General features: G+C 43.2%; 26 protein-coding genes. 19 read left to right on the forward strand and 7 right to left on the reverse strand.

The window, feature by feature from the left end; genetic code table 11:
- Positions 1-12: 12 nt before the first annotated feature.
- On the reverse strand, positions 13-651 hold the full coding sequence (pncA, locus tag PTT44_RS15385; RefSeq protein ID WP_131230872.1) for a bifunctional nicotinamidase/pyrazinamidase: 639 nt from the start codon (positions 649-651) through the stop codon (positions 13-15).
- Positions 652-1,245: 594 nt separating this feature from the next.
- Here pncA and dapA point away from each other — a divergent pair.
- The 8 genes from dapA (at position 1,246) to PTT44_RS15425 (ending at position 7,920) form a co-directional block, all read left to right on the forward strand.
- Complete coding sequence (gene dapA / locus PTT44_RS15390; RefSeq protein ID WP_039890664.1) at positions 1,246-2,145, forward strand: 4-hydroxy-tetrahydrodipicolinate synthase; 900 nt, start codon at positions 1,246-1,248, stop codon at positions 2,143-2,145.
- A gap of 13 nt (positions 2,146-2,158) precedes the next feature.
- A complete protein-coding gene (locus PTT44_RS15395; RefSeq protein WP_168158759.1) occupies positions 2,159-2,767 on the forward strand; it encodes a lipoprotein-34 precursor (NlpB) in 609 nt (202 codons plus the stop codon).
- 36 nt (positions 2,768-2,803) lie between these two features.
- On the forward strand, positions 2,804-3,523 hold the full coding sequence (gene purC / locus PTT44_RS15400) for a phosphoribosylaminoimidazolesuccinocarboxamide synthase (protein ID WP_004691818.1): 720 nt from the start codon (positions 2,804-2,806) through the stop codon (positions 3,521-3,523).
- 241 nt (positions 3,524-3,764) lie between these two features.
- Positions 3,765-4,421, forward strand: a complete 657-nt coding sequence (locus tag PTT44_RS15405; RefSeq protein WP_168158760.1) for a YrbL family protein — start codon at positions 3,765-3,767, stop codon at positions 4,419-4,421.
- A 444-nt stretch (positions 4,422-4,865) separates the two neighbouring features.
- Complete coding sequence (locus PTT44_RS15410; protein ID WP_004691819.1) at positions 4,866-5,651, forward strand: ABC transporter substrate-binding protein; 786 nt, start codon at positions 4,866-4,868, stop codon at positions 5,649-5,651.
- Positions 5,652-5,735: 84 nt separating this feature from the next.
- Complete coding sequence (locus PTT44_RS15415) at positions 5,736-6,425, forward strand: ABC transporter permease (protein WP_234950965.1); 690 nt, start codon at positions 5,736-5,738, stop codon at positions 6,423-6,425.
- Complete coding sequence (locus PTT44_RS15420; RefSeq protein ID WP_168158762.1) at positions 6,422-7,135, forward strand: ABC transporter permease; 714 nt, start codon at positions 6,422-6,424, stop codon at positions 7,133-7,135. Before PTT44_RS15415 ends, PTT44_RS15420 begins: the two co-directional genes overlap by 4 nt.
- An 8-nt stretch (positions 7,136-7,143) precedes the next feature.
- A complete protein-coding gene (locus PTT44_RS15425; RefSeq protein ID WP_125273780.1) occupies positions 7,144-7,920 on the forward strand; it encodes an ABC transporter ATP-binding protein in 777 nt (258 codons plus the stop codon).
- Positions 7,921-8,079: 159 nt separating this feature from the next.
- Here the strand turns inward: PTT44_RS15425 and PTT44_RS15430 are convergent, their stop codons facing one another.
- Complete coding sequence (locus tag PTT44_RS15430; protein WP_252726122.1) at positions 8,080-8,547, reverse strand: Lrp/AsnC family transcriptional regulator; 468 nt, start codon at positions 8,545-8,547, stop codon at positions 8,080-8,082.
- Positions 8,548-8,633: 86 nt separating this feature from the next.
- On the opposite strand from PTT44_RS15430, the gene PTT44_RS15435 reads away from it, so the two are divergent.
- Positions 8,634-9,254 (forward strand): LysE family translocator, encoded by a 621-nt coding sequence (locus PTT44_RS15435; protein ID WP_171527521.1) that lies wholly within the window; start codon positions 8,634-8,636, stop codon positions 9,252-9,254.
- 98 nt (positions 9,255-9,352) lie between these two features.
- On the opposite strand, the gene PTT44_RS15440 is transcribed toward PTT44_RS15435, so the two are convergent.
- Both PTT44_RS15440 and PTT44_RS15445 read right to left on the reverse strand, forming a co-directional pair.
- Positions 9,353-10,630: a replication-associated recombination protein A gene (locus PTT44_RS15440; RefSeq protein WP_168158763.1), complete on the reverse strand. Its 1,278-nt coding sequence runs from the start codon at positions 10,628-10,630 to the stop codon at positions 9,353-9,355.
- Positions 10,631-10,729: 99 nt separating this feature from the next.
- Positions 10,730-11,182, reverse strand: coding sequence for a YcgN family cysteine cluster protein (locus PTT44_RS15445; protein ID WP_039890724.1), 453 nt, complete (start codon positions 11,180-11,182; stop codon positions 10,730-10,732).
- 202 nt (positions 11,183-11,384) lie between these two features.
- On the opposite strand from PTT44_RS15445, the gene PTT44_RS15450 reads away from it, so the two are divergent.
- From PTT44_RS15450 to ahr, 8 genes are all read left to right on the forward strand, one after another.
- Complete coding sequence (locus tag PTT44_RS15450; RefSeq protein ID WP_004647174.1) at positions 11,385-11,543, forward strand: DUF1328 domain-containing protein; 159 nt, start codon at positions 11,385-11,387, stop codon at positions 11,541-11,543.
- Positions 11,544-11,709: 166 nt separating this feature from the next.
- A complete protein-coding gene (locus tag PTT44_RS15455) occupies positions 11,710-12,450 on the forward strand; it encodes a dienelactone hydrolase family protein (protein ID WP_168158764.1) in 741 nt (246 codons plus the stop codon).
- A gap of 74 nt (positions 12,451-12,524) precedes the next feature.
- Positions 12,525-12,887 carry an HIT family protein gene (locus tag PTT44_RS15460; RefSeq protein ID WP_004691832.1) on the forward strand — a complete coding sequence of 121 codons (363 nt, stop codon included), beginning with the start codon at positions 12,525-12,527 and terminating at the stop codon, positions 12,885-12,887.
- A 108-nt stretch (positions 12,888-12,995) separates the two neighbouring features.
- The gene (mutY, locus tag PTT44_RS15465) at positions 12,996-14,030 is read left to right on the forward strand and encodes an A/G-specific adenine glycosylase (RefSeq protein ID WP_168158765.1); all 1,035 of its coding nucleotides are present in this window, start codon (positions 12,996-12,998) and stop codon (positions 14,028-14,030) included.
- 84 nt (positions 14,031-14,114) lie between these two features.
- The gene (locus tag PTT44_RS15470; RefSeq protein ID WP_171527528.1) at positions 14,115-14,657 is read left to right on the forward strand and encodes a M23 family metallopeptidase; all 543 of its coding nucleotides are present in this window, start codon (positions 14,115-14,117) and stop codon (positions 14,655-14,657) included.
- A 15-nt stretch (positions 14,658-14,672) separates the two neighbouring features.
- Positions 14,673-14,918, forward strand: a complete 246-nt coding sequence (locus PTT44_RS15475; RefSeq protein ID WP_004691836.1) for a hypothetical protein — start codon at positions 14,673-14,675, stop codon at positions 14,916-14,918.
- A 19-nt stretch (positions 14,919-14,937) separates the two neighbouring features.
- Positions 14,938-15,492, forward strand: coding sequence for a DNA-3-methyladenine glycosylase I (locus PTT44_RS15480; protein ID WP_168158767.1), 555 nt, complete (start codon positions 14,938-14,940; stop codon positions 15,490-15,492).
- A gap of 36 nt (positions 15,493-15,528) precedes the next feature.
- Positions 15,529-16,551: an NADPH-dependent aldehyde reductase Ahr gene (ahr, locus tag PTT44_RS15485; protein ID WP_168158768.1), complete on the forward strand. Its 1,023-nt coding sequence runs from the start codon at positions 15,529-15,531 to the stop codon at positions 16,549-16,551.
- A gap of 28 nt (positions 16,552-16,579) precedes the next feature.
- On the opposite strand, the gene PTT44_RS15490 is transcribed toward ahr, so the two are convergent.
- The gene (locus PTT44_RS15490) at positions 16,580-18,031 is read right to left on the reverse strand and encodes an aminotransferase-like domain-containing protein (RefSeq protein ID WP_159128678.1); all 1,452 of its coding nucleotides are present in this window, start codon (positions 18,029-18,031) and stop codon (positions 16,580-16,582) included.
- A 99-nt stretch (positions 18,032-18,130) separates the two neighbouring features.
- On the opposite strand from PTT44_RS15490, the gene PTT44_RS15495 reads away from it, so the two are divergent.
- Complete coding sequence (locus PTT44_RS15495) at positions 18,131-18,532, forward strand: hypothetical protein (RefSeq protein ID WP_168158769.1); 402 nt, start codon at positions 18,131-18,133, stop codon at positions 18,530-18,532.
- A 49-nt stretch (positions 18,533-18,581) separates the two neighbouring features.
- Here the strand turns inward: PTT44_RS15495 and PTT44_RS15500 are convergent, their stop codons facing one another.
- Both PTT44_RS15500 and dapB read right to left on the reverse strand, forming a co-directional pair.
- Positions 18,582-19,229 (reverse strand): START domain-containing protein, encoded by a 648-nt coding sequence (locus PTT44_RS15500; RefSeq protein ID WP_078425141.1) that lies wholly within the window; start codon positions 19,227-19,229, stop codon positions 18,582-18,584.
- Between the two features lie 59 nt (positions 19,230-19,288).
- Positions 19,289-20,110 (reverse strand): 4-hydroxy-tetrahydrodipicolinate reductase, encoded by an 822-nt coding sequence (gene dapB / locus PTT44_RS15505; protein ID WP_062031806.1) that lies wholly within the window; start codon positions 20,108-20,110, stop codon positions 19,289-19,291.
- A 197-nt stretch (positions 20,111-20,307) separates the two neighbouring features.
- On the opposite strand from dapB, the gene PTT44_RS15510 reads away from it, so the two are divergent.
- Entirely contained in the window at positions 20,308-20,547 is a 240-nt protein-coding gene (locus tag PTT44_RS15510) for a hypothetical protein (RefSeq protein WP_168158770.1), read from the forward strand.
- Positions 20,548-20,577: the final 30 nt, after the last annotated feature.

The raw sequence follows: 20,577 nt of genomic DNA on the forward strand, positions 1-20,577 counted from the left end.
TGGTTCAGCGCATCAGTTCACGGCATATTGTTGCACAATATCTTTGCAATACAGACGTTTCACACCATGGGCCAGCATCTCTTGCCATGCATGTTGTAAAGAACCATGTAAATCAATGCCTTTGGTGGCATCGGCAATCACATAGGTTTGAAAACCAAGTTTACAGGCATCCATTGCTGTCCATGCCACACAAAAGTCAGTTGCAATCCCAACAATAAACACAGTATCAATCCCACGCTCTCTTAAATAGCCTGCGAGTCCCGTCTGGGTTTTGTGATCCGCTTCTAAAAAAGCAGAATAACTATCAATGTGAGTATGACATCCTTTACGAATGATCAACTGCGCTTTGGCAAGGTCGAGATCAGGATGCAGTTCAGCATCTTGTGTGCCTTGTACACAGTGACGTGGCCAGAGTACTTGTGTGCCATAGTCCAATTCAATGGTTTGAAAGGCTTGTTGATCGGGGTGATTGTCTGCAAAAGAAATGTGATTTTCGGGATGCCAATCTTGGGTGAGTATAATAGTGTCAAAATAATCAGCCAACTGATTAATTTTAGGAATAATTTGATCTGATCCTGCTACCGCCAAATTTCCACCAGGCGTAAAACCATTTTGTACATCCACCACAATCAATGCCATATTCTTCTGCATTCTTCTCTGTCCTTTTTGTTCTGCGCTCGAAGGCCAAGCATAGCTTAATTTATAAAACAGTATTCATCCTCGCGGGTCAAAATTAAATGACCACAGCCTTGAGTGCAATGGGTATGGCGGCAAATTGAAGCAAAAATAAAATATAGAATAAAATGTTGGACATTGATCTATAACGTTAAAAGGACGATGTCATCGCTGTTTAGAGAAATCGTGTAAGCGTTAAAAGCACTTCAATCCTGACCTTGCATCCCAATTCAGTTTGATCGGGTTCTAAGCCTCAATTGAAATGAAGAGATTCTTTCTTTAAATACCTCAATCCGCGGCCATAGGTTATGCAAAACGCCCTTTTCAGATACAAAATGAAAAGCATTTCTTTGTACACCATTTAAACAAGCTGTATTTTTGTAGTGAAAGATAAAGTTTTTATACACTTTGACTAAAGCATATTGTTCTTCATGTTGTGTTCGTTCATAATTTGCATAAGCATTATTCAATGCATCAGCGCTTTGAAAATGCTATAAATTAAAATACGCACCCATCCAATCTTATGTTTTTCTGGCCTAACTGGATGGACAAATAGGATATTTTTTTAAAATGACTCAGCAAGCACAGACCATCCAAGGCTCAATTGTCGCAATCGTCACCCCTATGTTTGAAGATGGCAGCGTAGATTGGAAGGGTCTAGAGAAGCTCGTTGAGTGGCACATCGCACAAGGCACAAATAGCATTGTTGCTGTCGGTACAACGGGTGAAGCGTCTACTCTAAGCATGAAAGAGCATACACAAGTGATTAAAGAAATCATTCGTGTCGCGAACAAACGCATCCCTATTATTGCGGGGACTGGCGCGAATTCAACGCGTGAAGCCATCGAGTTGACGAAAGAAGCCAAAGAACTCGGTGCAGATGCTGCTCTTCTGGTTACCCCTTATTATAATAAACCGACTCAAGAAGGCTTATATCAACACTATAAAGCTATTGCTGAAGCTGTTGATCTTCCTCAAATTCTGTATAACGTACCTGGTCGTACAGGTGTCGATATGGCGAATGAAACGGTCATTCGTTTGGCCGATATTCCTCAAATTGTGGGCATTAAAGATGCCACAGGTGATGTCCCTCGTGGCCAAGCACTGCTCGAAGGCCTTGCTGGCAAAGCGATGACCGTCTATTCAGGTGATGATGCAACGGCTTATCAACTGATTCTGTCGGGAGCAAAAGGTAATATTTCTGTGACTGCGAACGTTGCCCCAAAAGAAATGAGCGATGTTTGTGCGGCAGCACTGGCAGGCGAAGCTGAACAAGCTGAAAACCTAAATACCCAAGTTGCAAATTTACACGAAATTCTATTTTGCGAATCAAACCCAATTCCTGTGAAATGGGCACTTCATGAAATGGAGTTAATCGAAACGGGTATTCGTTTACCATTAACACCACTTGCAGAACAATATCGCACACCGCTCCGTGAAGCACTCACAACAGCGGGTGTCATTAAATAAAGAGCACATCAATATGCAGTTACGTTTAGGTCTTACTCTCGCACTTTCAGTTGTCAGTTTAGCGGGTTGTAGTTCCCTTGCAGTCAATAACGGTAGTTTGGACTATAAAGAAACAGCAACCTTAGAACCTCTTAAGTACCCTGAAGGCTCTATGGTTCGACCTGCAACGCCGTTGTATCCAGCTCCAACGGTTGAAGCACTCGCTCTTGAACACGCACCTATACTTGAAAACAAGCGCGGAAACCGTTTTGCAATGCCGCGCCCTCAAGCTGCTCAAGTCATGTCGAATGCAGAATCAACGGAAACAGTTGATACAGCTGTGAGCCGCCCTCAATTGATTATTGACGGAAATAAGAATCCGCTGCTCAAAATTGAGGGAAATTCTGCTACAATTTGGCAATATACGCTTGCCACCCTCAGCAGCCTCAACCATCAAATTGTTGGTCAAAGCAAAAATGGTTATGAAGCAACCATTAAAATCGATCAACAGGTCTATGTGTTAAGACTAACCGCGGTCGGCAGCAGCAATAACCTCGCTGTGTTCAATGCCGATAACAGTTTTGCAGCGCCTGAAAAAGCCACAGAATTGTTAACCCAGATTTACCAAAATTGGCCAGCCTAGTCGTACTAGGCATTTTTTTTTGAAAAAGGTTCCCTCATGTTAAAACAAACCTTGCTCTATACTGGTAAAGCGAAATCTGTCTATGAAACAGACAGTGCAGACCACCTGATTTTAGTCTTTCGTGATGATGCTTCGGCATTCAATGGTGAAAAGATCGAACAACTAGATCGTAAAGGTAAGGTGAACAACCGTTTTAACGCCTTTATCATGGATAAATTGGCTGCGGCTGGCATTGAGACTCACTTTGAAAAACTTCTTTCTCCAACTGAAGTTCTAGTGAAAAAACTCAGCATGATCCCTGTTGAATGTGTAATTCGTAATTATGCAGCAGGTTCTTTATGCCGTCGCTTAGGTGTAGAAGAAGGTAAGGAATTAACCCCGCCGACTTTTGAATTATTTTTCAAAGATGATGCGCTTGGTGACCCAATGGTCAATGAGTCTCAAGCAATTGCTTTAGGTTGGGCAACTGCCGAGCAACTTGAGCAAATGAAAGTCCTCACTTACCAAGTAAACGAAGTGCTTAAAAACTTATTTGACCAAGGTGGCATGCTACTTGTGGACTTCAAACTTGAGTTTGGTGTATTCCACGACCGAATTGTTCTTGGTGATGAGTTCTCTCCAGACGGTTGTCGTCTATGGGACAAAGAAACCAAGAAAAAGCTCGACAAAGACCGTTTCCGCCAAGGTTTAGGCGGTGTGGTTGAAGCTTATGAAGAAGTTGCTGCACGTTTAGGTATCGACCTTTCTGATATCTAATCTGTTACAGATTCAAAAACCGAGCTTAATCGCTCGGTTTTTTTATGTTTCACATTTTAGATCAATGCCTTGTTATAACTGCAATACAAGCCTATAAGTTCTTTTTTAATCCCCCCATACAACATAAATATTAAAGTTTCATGAAATTTTATTTATTTTTTTGTAAAATAGTCATTTCAATCACATGAAATGTCACATTTCTAATGATGCTTTTCTTGTATATCTCCTGATAGAAGGCCCTATGATTTATCAATTAGATGAACTGCAATGTATCGGACAAGGCTGTTCAAAAATGGTGTTTCAGCATCCTGAGGATGAAAACAAAATCATCAAAGTCATGAATCCAAATCGAGTGGATGAAGATGGTGGCTGGAAAGGACATGGCAAACTTAAACGTAGAATGTCGCAAGGCGTTTATCGCCAATTCCGCCGTGAATTATTGCAATATCTACAGCTATGTAAAAATCATTATAAAAATAATATCTTTAACTTTCCTGTCGAAATGCCTTATGGTTTTGTGAAAACTTCTGTAGGCTTGGGTTTTGTGACTGAAAAAATTGTCTGCCCAAGTGGTGAAGGCATGACTTTATTTGAGTTATGCAAATCACATCAATTTGAGGAAAAACACGCCAAAGCTCTAGATGACTTTTTTCAGCTTTGCTGCGACTTACACATTATCTTCGGTGAGGTCAACATCGCAGGGATTATGTATACAGAGCGGCGAAATAATAAGCCCGAATTTGTCTTGGTCGATGGTATGGGTGAGAAATTATTTATTCCAATTCGAGCCATGAGCAAAAGAATTAATGCACATAATGTACGAAAAACTGAGCGAAAAATTCGCGCCCAGATGCAGCAAATGCTGAACTTTAGAGATGAGCTTCTTCCTCTAAGCTAATACCACTCCTTTAAGTTGCATCACTCAAAAAACCGAGCTTAAACGCTCGGTTTTTTTGTTTTCAGCTCCACAGCTATTGCAGTACTTCAGTTTATTTGTGAGCTATTCAACACTGAAAAATAGTCTTGTAAAACAATGAGCCACTGTTAAAAATTCAACAATCCTGTACGTCATAGCGCACAAGACTTCAGGTATATTTCAGCTATGTCTCAACTTCATTTTTTAATATGATAAAAACATATGAACAGGACGTTCTCAGATAAAAATTATTCCAACCGAAAAAATACCCTTATTTCCTCATCTCTCATGGCGACAAGATCTATTAATCCCCTAAGAGCAGAAAACTGGTATAGATGTTGCTTTTATTCAAAAGTACTCAGTAGGGTAAGTTCTATCTTCGTCTTATTTCTTAGATTTGATTTTTTACGGATGGCTATATTTAAAATGAAAAACTGGCAAAAAAAATTACTACTTTCCACTACATTCGTAGCCGTAGCACTAAGCAGTACTGTCCAAGCAAAAGAATGGAAAACCATTCGTTTTGGCACAGAATCCGCGTATGCACCTTTTGAATATAAAACACCAGACAATAAGCTGGTCGGTTTTGACATCGACTTGGGCAATGCCATTTGTGCCAAATTAAAAGCCAAATGCGTGTGGGTAGAAAACTCCTTTGATGGGATGATTCCTGCGCTCAAAGCGAAAAAGTTCGACGGTATTCTGTCTTCAATGACGGTCACTACGGATCGCGCAAAACAAATCGCGTTTAGTAATAAAATTTACAACACGCCTACCCGCATGGTTGCAAAGAAAGGCTCTCCTTTACTCCCTACGCCTGCATCCCTAAAAGGCAAACGTGTGGGTGTACAACAAGGTACGATTCAAGAAGGCTATGCAAAAGCCTATTGGGCGCCTAAAGGTGTGAATGTAGTTCCTTATCCAAACCAAGACGTGCTTTACCAAGACATGGTTTCGGGACGTCTAGATGCAACATTACAAGATGCGATTATGGTCGATGCTGGTTTCCTAAAATCGGCGAAAGGCAAAGGCTTTGCTTTTGCAGGCAATAATGTGGTCGATGCAAAAACACTCGGTGTAGGTGCTGCAATCGGCTTACGTAAAGAAGATGTCGATCTGAAAAAGAATATTGATAAAGCGTTAGCTGAAATTATTGCCGACGGCACCTATAAGAAACTCGAGAAAAAATACTTCTCCTTCAGCATTTATTAATCTATAGGGTGTCGGTTAAATACCGACACCCTATATATATTGCTGATTTATAAAATTGTATATTTTTACTCGGAGAAACTGAGTATGTTTCTGTCTGGCTATGGTCCCGTATTACTCAGTGGCACTTGGATGACCATACAGCTTGCTTTGTTATCACTGCTACTTTCGATCATTATTGGATTGTTTGGGGCAAGTGCCAAACTCTCTCGTATTCAAATCTTACGTCACGTTGCAACTCTCTATACCACCCTCATTCGTAGTGTTCCTGATCTAGTGATCATGTTGTTGTTGTTCTATAGCCTGCAACTTGGATTGAACTCGATTACCGAATCGATCCATATGGAGCAAATTGACATCAATCCCTTTGTGGCAGGGGTGATTACTTTAGCCTTTATTTATGGGGCCTATTTTACGGAAACCTTCCGTGGCGCATTTCAAGCCGTCCCCAAAGGTCAACTTGAAGCTGCATATGCCTATGGCATGACCCCATTTCAAGTCTTCAGGCGTGTCCTCTTTCCACAAATGATGCGTTTTGCCTTACCAGGAATTGGCAATAACTGGCAAGTCCTTATCAAAGCCACTGCCTTGGTGTCCTTAATTGGTTTGACCGACATCGTCAAAATTACCCAAGATGCAGGTCGAAGCAGCATGCAAGTGTTCTATTTCAGTATTGTTGCAGCCGTCATTTATCTGGCCATCACCACCCTTTCGAATTTGATTCTCATGTGGCTGGAACGTCGTTATTCTGCTGGTGTGAAAAAGGGACAACTATGATTGAAATTATTCAACAATACTGGCAGTCCTATCTGTGGACCGATGGTTTTCAAATGACTGGGGTCGCCATGACCGCATGGCTACTGGTCTTATCGATTGCGATTGGTTTTGTTCTGGCTGTGCCTTTGTCAATTGCTCGAGTTTCTGAGCATGCTTTTGTACGTGGACCTGTTTGGCTTTTTACCTATATTTTCCGTGGTACTCCCTTATATGTGCAGCTACTGATTATTTATACTGGGATTTATAGTCTCGAATTTGTCCATGCCCATGAACGGCTCGATGAGTTTTTTAGAGAAGGGCTTAATTGCACCATTTTAGCGTTTGCACTCAATACAGCAGCTTATACCACTGAAATTTTTGCAGGGGCGATACGTTCGATTCCCTACGGCGAAATTGAGGCAGCAAAAGCCTTTGGAATGTCGCCTTGGAAACGCTATACCCGCATTATTATTCCGTCGATGCTACGTCGAGCATTGCCGTTTTATGGTAATGAAGTCATTTTGATGCTGCATGCAACCACCATTGCCTTCACTGCAACCGTGCCTGATATTCTCAAAATTGCACGAGATGTCAATGCTGCCACTTATGCCACGTTTGATGCCTTTGGCATTGCCGCTGTGCTATATGCCTGTCTGGCATTTATCCTCATTTGGATCTTTCGTAAATTGGAACAACGCTGGTTGGCGTTTTTAAAACCATCGAATCATTAGGAGAAACAATGGAAAATTCAGCAAAACTGGTGATTCGAGATCTTTGTAAAAGTTTTGGCGATCATGAAGTCTTAAAAGGGGTTTCACTAGAGGCACATGCAGGTGATGTGATTAGTATTATTGGTTCCTCGGGTTCAGGTAAAAGTACCTTTCTTCGTTGTATCAATTTTCTAGAGCAACCGAGCCAAGGCAGCATTCAACTCAATGGCGAACAGTTAGAGACCACTTTAGATAAAAATGGCGATCTCAAAGCGACAAATCCCAAACAACTGCAAAAAATGCGCACCCAACTGATGATGGTCTTTCAACATTTCAATTTATGGTCACATATGACGGTATTAGAAAATATTATTGAAGGACCCATTCATGTCTTGGGGCTAAAGCGGAGTGAGGCGGAAGAGCGTGCACGAAAATATTTAAGAAAAGTTGGGCTCGCAGAAAGTGTCGAAAAAAAATATCCGTCTTTTTTGTCAGGAGGACAGCAACAGCGTGTCGCAATTGCCCGTGCCTTAGCGATGGAGCCGGAAGTGATGTTGTTTGATGAGCCAACCAGTGCTCTAGATCCTGAACTGGTGGGTGAGGTGTTGAAAGTGATGCAAAGTTTGGCTGAAGAAGGCCGAACCATGATTGTAGTCACCCATGAAATGGGTTTCGCACGCCATGTGTCCAATCATGTCATTTTCTTAGATCAAGGCAAAATTGAAGAACAAGGTGATCCAAAAGAAGTTTTGATTCACCCCAAAAGTGAACGCCTGCAACAGTTTTTAGAGGGTAACTTTAAATAATTGAATAGTCTTCAAGAGCTTGATGCAGCAATGATTCAACATTCAATACTTAGTTGAAAAGATAAAGCGCCTTGTTTGATCTGATCCCGCGAAACTATATGCATTCAGATAAAAAACCGAGCCATTTCGCTCGGTTTTTTTACCTTTCCACCTAAGCTTTTATAGATTGGTATATCGATTTTTAGTGGTATCCATCACCAAAAAACTGTTGATCGAGCTAATGGAAGGAATCGTTCCCAAAACATCAGTATGAAACTTTTTATAAGACTTGATGTCTGCCACTTCAACCCTGAGTAAATACTCGACCGATCCTGTAATGGTATGACACTCTGTGACTTCATCCGTTGCAGTGATCACATCCTCAAACTGACTCAAGCTTTCTTTTGAGTGACAAGACAGCCCAATGGTCACATAAACCGTTAAGCCGATACCCAAAAGCGAACGGTCAATCACCGCTTTATAGCCTCGGATCACACCAATTCTTTCTAACTCTTGCACGCGTCGTAAACAGGCCGAAGGTGACAAACCCACGCGTTCTGCCAGTTTAATATTGGTTAAATGTGCATCGCGCTCAAGCTCACACAATATTTTTCGGTCTAATCGATCTAATTCAATCATTTGTTGCATAAAACTCAGTATTAACGATCAATATACAACCAAATTATGATAGATCAACAATAAAATGATACTTATTTGATTACTCCACCCCCTTTATGAACGCTTCATTGTTTGTCTCTTATCTGCTGTTCTGTGTCGTAATGACCTGCACGCCTGGGCCCAATAATGCACTGGTCATGCTGTCTGGTGCACGATTTGGCATCAGTAAAACCCTACCTCTGGTTTTAGGCATTGCCTTTGGTGTGGCTGTGCAACTCTTCGCCATCGGCATCGGGTTAAATCAAGTGTTTCTGGCCCTGCCCCAGCTCCAATTTATTTTAAGTTTAATCGGCACGGCTTATATGCTGTGGCTCGCATGGAAAATTGCGTCCAGTGGGCCACTCAACATCGAATTAGAACAAAAACCATCGATGGGTTTTCTACAAGGGGCTCTTTTTCAGTGGGTCAATCCCAAAGCGTGGATGATCTCCATCAGCACCATTGCCACTTATTTTGCTTTAAACCATCATGTCAGTGATATTATTTATGCGGCCCTGATTTTAATGGTGGTTTCCATTCCATGTGTCGGGGTTTGGGCTGTCGGTGGTCTTTTTTTACGCAAATATCTGATGAAACCGCGCTTTGCCTTGAGCTTTAACATCACGATGGCAATCACCTTATTAGCCGCGGTGCTACCTGCGGCATTAAAATTGATGAATACGCACATCGGAACATAAAAACGCTACAGTGCTTAAAGAAAAAACTGCTCAATGAATGTGACTAAATCCTAAGCCCCAAAAACAAAAAAGCCTGATTTGTGCATCAGGCTTTTTTACTACTGCTGCTGTTGCTGTTCTTGTTGCCAACGGCGCTGCTGTAAACGCTCACCTTCAACCTCACGCTTATTGCGTGCCGACTCATACAGCTTGGCGCCTTTGAGCTCAGGGGGTAAATATTCTTGCATCACAAAATGCTCTGGATAGTTGTGCGGATATAAGTAGTCGACGCCATAGCCCTGCTCTTTCATCAACTTGGTCGGTGCATTTCTTAAATGCAGCGGCACAGGTAAATTCGCTGTTTTCTCGGCCAAATCCAACGCTTTGTTGATCGCAAGATAAGTACTGTTACTTTTGGCACTGGTCGCCAAATACACCGCACACTGCCCAAGAATAATTCGACACTCTGGCATACCCACCGCTTGAACAGAACGGAAGCATTCTCCAGCAAGCAGCAGTGCATTGGGGTTTGAGTTACCAATGTCCTCAGAGGCTGCAATCAACATCCGACGGGCAATAAAAACAGGATCTTCACCGCCTTTGAGCATACGTGCCATCCAATACAAAGTAGCATCAGGATCACTCCCTCGAATCGACTTAATAAAAGCCGATACCAAATCATAATGCTGCTCACCCGATTTGTCATAACGGGCGATATTTTGCTGTGCAACTTTGACCACTATTGCATTGGTCACGATATTTTCAACGTCAGGTTCGAAGGTGCCTGCAATCAGTTCAATTAAATTCAAGGCTTTGCGGGCATCACCTGCGGCAAACTGCACCAGTGCTTCAAATTCTTCAATCTGAATGTAACGCTCTTTTAAAAACGGATCGTTCTTAATCGCTTGCAGTAATAAAGTTTGAATCGCATCGGCATCGAGCGCATTTAAGGTATAGACCTGACAACGCGACAACAATGCACTGTTGACTTCAAAAGAAGGATTTTCGGTGGTGGCACCAATGAGGGTAATTTTGCCTTTCTCCACAGCATTCAGTAGGGCATCTTGCTGCGATTTGTTAAAGCGATGAATTTCATCAATAAACACCACAGGTGGCATTAAATCTCCGCCATCAGCAATGATCTCACGGAGCTCTTTGACCCCCGTATTAAGTGCAGATAAGCTGACAAAAGGTCGGTCGATCGCTTGTGCCAACAGTAAAGCAATCGTGGTTTTCCCCACGCCTGGCGGCCCCCAAAAAATGATCGATGGCAAATGCCCTTGATCGATCATTTGGCGGAGCGGTGCCTGCTCACCCAATAAGTGATCCTGCCCAATAATTTCAGATAAATCACGCGGGCGTAAACGTTCAGGCAGTGGAATATTGCTATCGGACATAGGGCTAGGACTTATCATGCGTTCATCGAATGCTTATGTTATGGCAAATTCAGGCGAATGACACAAGCTTTTCATGCAATTTGATGGTGCTTTTATCGACTAGCGAACCCAACGCACAATATAGTCTTCGATGTCATCATCCTGAATCTCTTCTTCAGAAATACAGCGTCCTGCCGCAGACTTTTTCGCTTTCAGAATACTTTGACGTGAGCCCGTGTTCAGATAGTGCCATCTGGGCAAATTTTTACCTTCATGCAGACGACGGTAAGCACAGCTCGGTGGTAACCAATGAATCGTGTCTAAAAGTTCGGGCGTGAGCTGGATACAATCGGGCACATGCTGCTTTCGGTTCGGATAATCCCGACAACTGGCCGTTTGACAGTCCAGCAGTTTACAGGCCACTTTGGTATAGGCGACTTCTTGGCTTTCTTCATCTTCAAGTTTCACCAGACAGCATAGACCACAACCATCACACAACGCTTCCCACTCTGCTGAACGTAGCTCAGTGAGCGCATAATGCTTCCAAAACTCTGGTCTTAATTCGTTGGACATAACCACTGCCAATAAAACTGAATGCACTATTATAACCTATAGTCACATGGCTTTCAGAGCTATCTAAAGTGTCAATATTTACATCATATTCATAAACTTAAAATACAAACAGAACACTTTTTAAACAAAAGCAACACAGTGTGTTCGAACCTTGTTTCTATACTAATAGAGTAATAAATAAGAACATCTATGGAGAAAAATTATGTTTCGTTGGGCGATTATCTTCGCAGTGATTGCACTGATTGCAAGTTTACTTGGTTTTGGCGGCGTAGCAGGTTTATCCAAAGACTTTGCGATTATTTTATTGGTGATTGCTGTGATTCTTGCGATTGTCGGATTTTTATCCCGTGGCAAAGTCTAAAGCACACCACTCTTAACGACAAAAAAGAAGGATTCAGATCCTTCTTTTTTTATATGTGCCTTTAAAAATAATTTCTCACATTTCTCATGTACATCGGAATATTTTTCAAATCCTTGTAAAAGTTTTTATGCTTTAATCAGAACAGATCATCTATCAGGATTTGAGCATGACAATCAGTATTCAAACTCGAGAAATTCAATATAACGCCGCCGATGGACAACGCTTAGTCGGTTATTTTGCAGCACCAAGCTCTCAAACACCGCATGCAGGTATCATCGTTGCACCCGAATGGTGGGGCCGAAATGAATATACTGAACAACGTGCTCGCGAACTGGCTGAACACGGTTATGCCGCACTGGCGATTGATATATACGGCGACAAAAATGTCACCACAGATGCGAAACAAGCCTATGAATGGATGATGCAAACTTTTGCCGATGCAGACACCATCGTCAACCGTGCGCAAGCAGGTTTAGATACGCTTGCAGCCCAGCCTGAAGTGAAGTCCACTCAACTGGCGGCGATTGGTTTTTGTTATGGCGGTAAAGTGGTTTTAGACTTAGCTCGCTCAGGTGCACCGCTTAAAGCAGTGGCGACTTTCCACGCGACATTGGCACCGAAAGCCCCCGCGGTCGAAGGTCAAATTCAGGGTGAAATTTTAGTTTTACATGGTGAGTTAGACAGCATGGTCACTTTGGATGATGTTGCCAGCTTCCGTGAAGAAATGCATGCTGCAAAAGTGGACCATGAAGTCATCATTTTTGAAGATGCGAAGCACGGTTTTAGCAACCCATTGGCCGATGAGCGTGCCAAAGCCAATGGCGTAGACTTGGGCTATAACCCAGAAGCAGAAAGACAAGGGCTAGATGCAATGTATGACTTGCTAGAACGCAATCTCAGTGCTTAACTAGAGCTGAAAAATCAAATATTTGATTTTTCAGATCCAACAGGATACATAATTAGATTTTAGAGGAGATAACAATGACTGAGACCCACTGCCAATATTGTAATTTTGATGAATATGACGTGCTTGATAAAAATGACTTTGGGGTAATTTTGCCCGAACCCAATGCATTGTCTAAAGGTCACTGTGTCATTATCCCTCTACGTCATGTGAGCTCATTTTTTGACATTACCGACAAAGAACGTAAAAGTTTAATGTCTTTACTGGAACTGGCACGCAATGAACTCCAATTGCGTCATCAACCTTCAGGCTTTCATATTGGTTTTAATGACGGTGAAATATTTGGGAATGTGTCTGAACACTTACATATTCACATTATTCCACGCTACAAAGACCAAGAGCTCAAACTCGATGCACGTTGGGGCATGACGAAAGACTAAGTTTTTATGGTTTTAAATGGCGCATAAGCGCCATTTTTTATGCGCAAAAAATCAGGCTCAGAAAAGACATTCAGTTATACTAAGCCGAATTTTTTGCTTGTGCCTCAGATGTCTCCTTTCTCTTTTTCAGATGCGTTACTAACTTGGTTCGATGTTCATGGTCGACATGACCTGCCATGGCAAGTAGCCGATGATCCCTACAAAGTCTGGGTGTCTGAAATTATGCTGCAACAGACCCAAGTCAAAACCGTGCTGCAATACTTCGAGCGTTTTATCGAACACTTCCCAACGGTTGCAGCTTTAGGGACAGCATCATGGGATGAGGTCGCACCCTACTGGGCAGGTCTGGGCTACTATGCCCGTGCACGTAATCTACATAAAGCCGCAGGGGTTGTGGCACGTCAGGGGCACTTTCCTCAAACTTTAGAGGACTGGATTGAACTGCCAGGCATTGGTCCATCTACCGCAGGGGCGCTGATGTCTTTGGGTTTACGTCAGTACGGTGTCATTATGGATGGCAATGTAAAACGCGTGCTCGCGCGTTTTTTTGCCATTGAGGATGATCTAAGCAAACCTGTGCATGAACGCAGCATGTGGCAACTGGCCACTGAACTCTGTCCAACTGAACGTAACCACGACTATACCCAAGCCATCATGGATTTGGGGGCAACCGTCTGTACCCCTAAAAAACCGCTGTGTTTATACTGCCCAATGCAGCAACACTGTAAGGCCCATGCACAAGGGCTAGAAACTGAACTGCCTTTTAAAAAACCCAAGAAAGCTGTACCTGTGAAGTCTGCCCAAATTTTGGTGCTGCGCCATCACAATCAATGGCTGTGGCAACAGCGTCCCAATAGTGGACTGTGGGGCGGTTTATGGTGTTTACCTATTTTTGAAAATCGTGATGAACTCTCGCAACTGTGCCAAAGTCTAGGACTGAAACAAGTCTCGCAACGCACTGAAATTTCGCATAGTTTCACCCATTTCACTTGGCAACTGGAAGCACTTTGCTTTGAGATCGATGCCGATCAGCTCGAACATTTAAGTATAGAATTGGCCAGCACATGGCTAGACATACAAAACGTCACAGAAATGGGCATCCCAACTGCGATGAAAAAATTGATCTCAGCAATTCAACTGTGACATAGTTGGGTGATCGATTGGGTTCACCCTGAGACTTTAAAATTAGATCACTGAAATAATAAAGGATTGTTCGTGCGTAATTGTTTGCCCCGCCTTTCTGCGCTTGCCAGTTTAAGTTTTGTGATTCTGTTACTCGCAGCTTGCCGTACCACGCCGCCTGCACCAAGTGGAAGCCAGTTACCTGCCTCACAGGTTCAACAGCTGAAAAACATGCGTTTAGCTAAACAGCTGCCTGTACCCGTTCAAGGCATTAAACGTCAGGGACTCACAGATACTTGGGGAGCGTCCCGCAGTAGCGGACGGACGCATGAAGGCATCGACATTCTGGCTCCACGTGGAACAAAAGTTTTTTCTGCCACAGAAGGTCTCGTTGCAGACTTACGCAATAACAATTTGGGTGGTAAAGTGGTTTGGATTATGGGGCCAGCAGGCACTTGGCATTACTACGCTCATCTTGATGACCATAAACGTGGCTTAAGTGTCGGCGACTATGTCAAAAAAGGCGACCTGATTGGCTATGTGGGCAATACAGGCAATGCACGGCACACAGCCCCACATTTGCATTATGGACTTTATTTACAAGGTAAAGGCCGTGGTGCAGTAAATCCCTATCCTTATTTACGTTAACTTTAGGAATTTTTCATGTCAGAAGCGTTGATCAACCGTCTGGTCGAATTTGCTGAATCAGGCAATCAACAAAAAATCATCTTGGCTGGGCAAAACCACCAAGGTTGGATCATGGAAATTACCGAAGATGCGCTTTTAATCAGTACTGGATTTGCTGAAAAAACAGGAAAAGATGTTTGGATTAACTTTTCCGACCTCGAACACGCCCAATTATTTTATTGGGACAATCAACACGACCAATGGGCACCTTTTACCCTATAAAAAGATCAGGAGCATGTTCATGACCACTCAACGCTGCGGATGGTGCTCCTCAGACCCACTTTACATCGACTACCATGATCATGAGTGGGGTAAACCACTACATGATGAAAAGCAGTTATTTGCGATGCTCTGCCTCGAAGGTCAACAAGCGGGGCTGTCATGGATTACCGTTTTGAAAAAGCGTGAACATTATCACCGCCAGTTTTTTCAATATTCCATTGAACAGATTGCGGCTTTAAGTGATACAGACTTAGCCGAAAAAGTCCAAGATATCGGCTTAATTCGTCATATCGGGAAGCTGACCGCCATTCGTGACAATGCGATTGCATGGCAAGCCCTGAAACAACAAGGCATTAACCCCGTTGCGTGGCTCTGGAACTTTGTCGAACAACACGCCGTCAACAATGATGTCCCTGACTACCGTACAGCGCCTGCACAGACACCTCAAAGCCAAAATATGTCTAAAACCCTGAAAAAACAGGGCTTTAAATTTGTCGGACCCACCACCTGCTATGCCTTTATGCAAGCGGTCGGTATGGTCAATGACCATGAAAACAGCTGTCATTTTAAGTAAAAGTACATAAAAAACAGGAAAATAAGGATATAGAATATGACGGATAATACCATTCGTGCCTATGCGGCAATGCAAGCAGGCGCAGCGTTACAACCCTATCAATTCGATGCGGGTGAACTGCAACCACATCAAGTCGAAGTCCAAGTCGAATATTGTGGATTGTGCCATTCCGATGTTTCGGTCATTAATAATGAATGGAACTCCTCGGTCTATCCCGTTGTCGCTGGTCATGAAATTATTGGCACCATCAGTCGCTTAGGCTCAGAAGCCAAAGGACTTAAACTTGGACAGCGCGTCGGTATAGGCTGGACGGCAGAAAGCTGCCAACACTGTGACCCCTGTGTTTCGGGCCAACAAGTGCTCTGTACAGGAGGACCGACAGCAACCATCGTCGGTCATGCAGGTGGCTTTGCCGACAAAGTTCGCGCAGGTTGGCAGTGGATTATTCCTTTACCTGAAGAGCTGGATCCTGAATCCGCAGGTCCTTTATTGTGTGGCGGTATTACCGTTTTTGATCCGATTTTAAAACACCAAATTCAAGCCATTCACCATGTTGGCGTGATTGGCATCGGTGGTTTAGGGCATATGGCCATTAAGCTACTTCGAGGATGGGGCTGTGAAATCACGGCATTCACCTCGAACCTCGACAAAACGGAAGAACTCAAGGCCATGGGTGCAGATCATGTGGTGAATAGCCGTGATGTGGATGCGCTTAAAACCCAGCGGGGCAAATTTGATCTCATCCTCAGCACCGTGAATGTCTCGCTCAATTGGCCTGCCTATATCAGTACACTGGCACCAAATGGCACGATCCATCTGCTAGGCTTGCCTCTAGAGCCCATCAAGTTAAATGCAGGTAGCCTAATCGGTGGAGCAAAGTCTATCACGGGTTCACCCACTGGCTCCCCTGCTGCATTACGTCAGCTACTCAAATTCGCTGCACGTAAAAACATTGCGCCACAAATTGAACTGTATCCTATGTCGCAGTTGAATGAAGCACTGGAACGGTTACATTCTGGAAAAGCCCGTTATCGTATCGTTCTCAAAGCCGATTTTTAATCCATAAGCGCCTCAAAACAGGCGCTTTTTATACCGCTTGTTTGACCAACGTCGAACTACTGAGTTGCGCTTTCACCCAATCGGCCAACAAGGTGACTGCCGCGCGAATATCTGTTGAAATTTCATGACCTGCATTGAGGCGGATACAGTTTTTATAACGCTGCCCTTCACCAAAGACTTCGCCTGGCACAATATTAATACCATGCTGCTGAGCAAAATAGTACATATCTAAACCATCGATACACTCGGGCAGCTGTAACCACAGTGCATAGCCGCCTAAGGGCTGGTTGATACGTAACTCAACTCCGATAAAGGCATGCTGAATCATGTGTCGGTATTGCTCAACTTGCTGTTTCAAAATCGGCTTTAACTGCTGTAAATGCTCCCGATAAGCACGACTATAAATGAGATCGGCCAGGGCCAACTGCAAGGGTGTATTCACTGTGATATTTTGCATCAATAACGTAGCCTTCAAATGCGCTAAGCGCTGCGGAATACAGAACCAACCTACCCGATACGCAGTTGAAAGTGATTTGGAAACCGAACCACAGAAAATCACATAACCGTGCTGATCCCAATACTTAATCGGCAGCGGACGACTCGAGCTGAAACTACATTCACCATAAATATCATCCTCAATTACATAACATTGATAGCGCGCCGCCAGTTGTGCAATTTTTTCTTTTTCTGCATTGCTTAAGCAAAACCCCAAGGGATTTTGATAATTGGCCGTGAGTAAGCACGCTTTTGCGCCTGAACTTTGCATGACCTGCTCTAAACGTTCAAGATCAAAGCCTTGAGTATCGGCTGGAATTTCAATAATTTTTCGCTTTAACCCCGCCAGCATTTGCAACTGACCATTAAAATTTGGGGTCGGTACAATTACGCTGTCGCCTTCCTTGCTGAGGTGTTGGATCATCACCGACAACGCAGGCATACAGCCATTGCTGATGTAGATATCATCCTGCGAAATATAGAAACCATCTTCAGCCCAATGCTCAGACAAGGCCTGCCGCAAGCGAATATGACCTTGCTTATCGCTATATAAAAAATCTTCAGGTTGACTGTGTTTTAAAGCACGTTGAATGGAGCGGCGGAGTGCTTCTACAGGCACATGTTTTGGCGAAAGCTGAATCGCTCCCAAATGGATGAGACGGCTATTAATGGAAGACTGTTGAATTTCCAACTGTAGCTCTAAGTTAGAAATATCACGGGCTTGAGACTGAAAATCAGGATGCTGCGGTACAGGAATAGATGGGCTGGTATTTTTTTGATAACTGACAAAATAGCCAGACTTATTTTTCACATGAATATACCCCTGCGACTCGAGTAGTTCATAACAGCTCTTGGCCGTATTCAAGCTGACCTTTTGTAAGTTGGCAAATTGGCGTAACGACAACAGCTTTTGCCCTGCGGGTAATTCAGCATTTTGAATTTTTTCAAGCAACTGTGCAGCCAAGCTTTGATACTGAAATGCCATTCATCTGTACCTATTTTTTTAACTTTTATGTATCTGTATCCATTATGCCAACAGAATTATGCTTCTGTCATTCGTTCACAACCATAAATAGGCACTTTTATGAAAAAAATAATCATATCTCTCTTTTGCTTATTGAGCTTATCGGCTTGCCAACCGCCACATGTTTCACAGCAGGTACAACAGCAGCATTTTATTTGTAAAGCCCTGATTGAAGGGTTTCTGAAAACGCAAAATTTAACTGATTATCAGTTTTTAAGTTTAGCGCCGAGCTTGACTGAAACCTCGACCCAACGAACCTATCAATATCGGTTGAACAATGAACGTGAAATGCAGATGAACTTGCCCCACCAGAAAAATTTACAGTTCCAATGTGACCAAAGCAGTGCTGAAAACTTCAAGATCTCGCTCGCTGGTGAAGGACATGCCATGCTCAGTTTAATTCAGTTAGACCTGCCTAAGGCTTCAACCTTAGAGCTGCTGAACGCTTATCAACAGCCTTAAGTTTTAAAACATAAAAAAGCCTGCATTGCAGGCTTCTTCGTCTTTAAAATTAACGTAAGGCAGCTGGTAAATGGGCAGGAGTGTCTTCTTGTTCCAGCAATTGATTTTTCATTTTTTGCAGCATTTGATAGGGTTGTTGTTGGACAAACATATTCACAAACTTCAGTGGTATCGACCCCTCAGGGTTAGCATAACCTGAGGTCGAAACCTTGACTTTATTTGATCCCAGTTTCTGAAAGGTCCAATCGCCCTCATAATGATTTAGGCGCACATAATCTGGATTTTTAAGGATGTTTTTATCAATCGCTTTATTTTTAATGCTAATAATGCCCTGACTGTCCTTGGTCATTTTCCCCTGCACCACCAAGTCGCGGTCTTTTAAAGGAAAAGGAAAATCCAGCACCATATACAGCTGAAACTCGCCTTTTTTATCATCGCGCGACAAGACTTTCACACTGCCCATATACGGCACCCATTTCACCGCATGGTCAACATCTAAGATCAATGACACTGCTTTTTCAATCGGCACATCAAACGTGGTTTCAGCCTTATATAAAAAGACCGGATTTTGCGCATTTTGATAGGTCCAAACTTTAATATTATTTTTATGAATACTGAGTTTGGCTTGATCCATAGGTTTGGCCTGTGCTGTCGTCATCACGGCAACAACACAAGCCATATATATGACTTTTTTCATTCTATTCTTCGTCTTATTTTAGTTTTTTATCTTGTTTTTATGTCGAATGAAGCAGGTTTTTAAACTTGAATGTCGTTAAAACCCAGTACATCTTTCATGTCATATTTACGTGCTTCACGTCCTACCACCCAAGCCGCAGCACGTACCGCACCCGAAGCAAAGTTCATACGGTTGGTCGCTTTATGAGTAATTTCAACACGCTCACCATCGGCAATAAACATAGCCGTATGTTCACCGACAATATCACCGCCACGGATGGTTTGGAAACCAATACTTTGACGCTCACGGGGTCCTGTATGACCTTCACGGCAATACACTGCATCGGTTTTCAAGTCACGACCTAAAGCACCCGCAATCGCCTCACCCATCATCAATGCGGTGCCTGATGGTGCATCGACTTTATGACGGTGATGCGCTTCAATCACTTCAATATCCACTGTGTCGCCAAAGACTTTAGAAGCCAATTCCAACAGTTTAATCGAAACGTTGACCCCCACAGAATAGTTGGCTGCATAGACCACAGGTGTTTGAGTGGCAGAGTCATCCAAATAGGCTTTTTGTTCGTCATTCATGCCCGTGGTACCAATGACAATGGCCACCCCAGCTTCACGACAAATTTTTAAATGCTGAACAGTCGCTACTGGTGCAGTGAAATCAATGATCACATCACAATCTTTCACTACCGCTTCCAGACTACCCACCACCTTCACGCCGAGGCTGCCAATACCTGCAAGCTCACCTGCATCTGTACCAACCAGTGAGCTTTCGGGGCGTTCCACTGCCGCAGCCAGTTGATAGCCTGCTTCGTGTACCGCTTGAATAAGGATGCGACCCATACGACCGCCGGCACCTAAGACACCAATGCGTGGAGCTGCTGACATAACATATTCCTAATCTAGCTTCAAAATTGCTCTTACTATAGCAAAACTGATTGCCCAGACTAAGGTTTGTTGGCCATTTTCATCGAAAAAATCGCTTTATTTTCAAACATGATTTCTCAAGCTTTTCACAAATTTGCAATCAATCTTACGCAGACTAGGTTCGCGTTTAAAAACAACTTTAAAATGAGGAAAGTAGAATGAAAGCAAAGGTACTTTTTCTAGCGATGGCGTTTGGGGGCAGTTGGGCACAGGTTCAGGCTGAACCCGCTGTTCAAGCAGGCGACACCTTAGAAAGTTTGTCACAGGTCAAGATCACTACTAGCACACATCCCAAAGCACAGGCCGAGCAACAAGTACCAACTGCTGCACCTATGGCTGAAGAAATGGTGTCGGTTGAAGAGATCGATCAACCTGAGCTGCCAGCAGAAGCACAATAACATAAAAAAAAGCGGGAAAATATTCCCGCT

This window comes from Acinetobacter sp. Gutcm_16 (genome assembly GCF_028649355.1).
Classification (GTDB): domain Bacteria; phylum Pseudomonadota; class Gammaproteobacteria; order Pseudomonadales; family Moraxellaceae; genus Acinetobacter; species Acinetobacter johnsonii.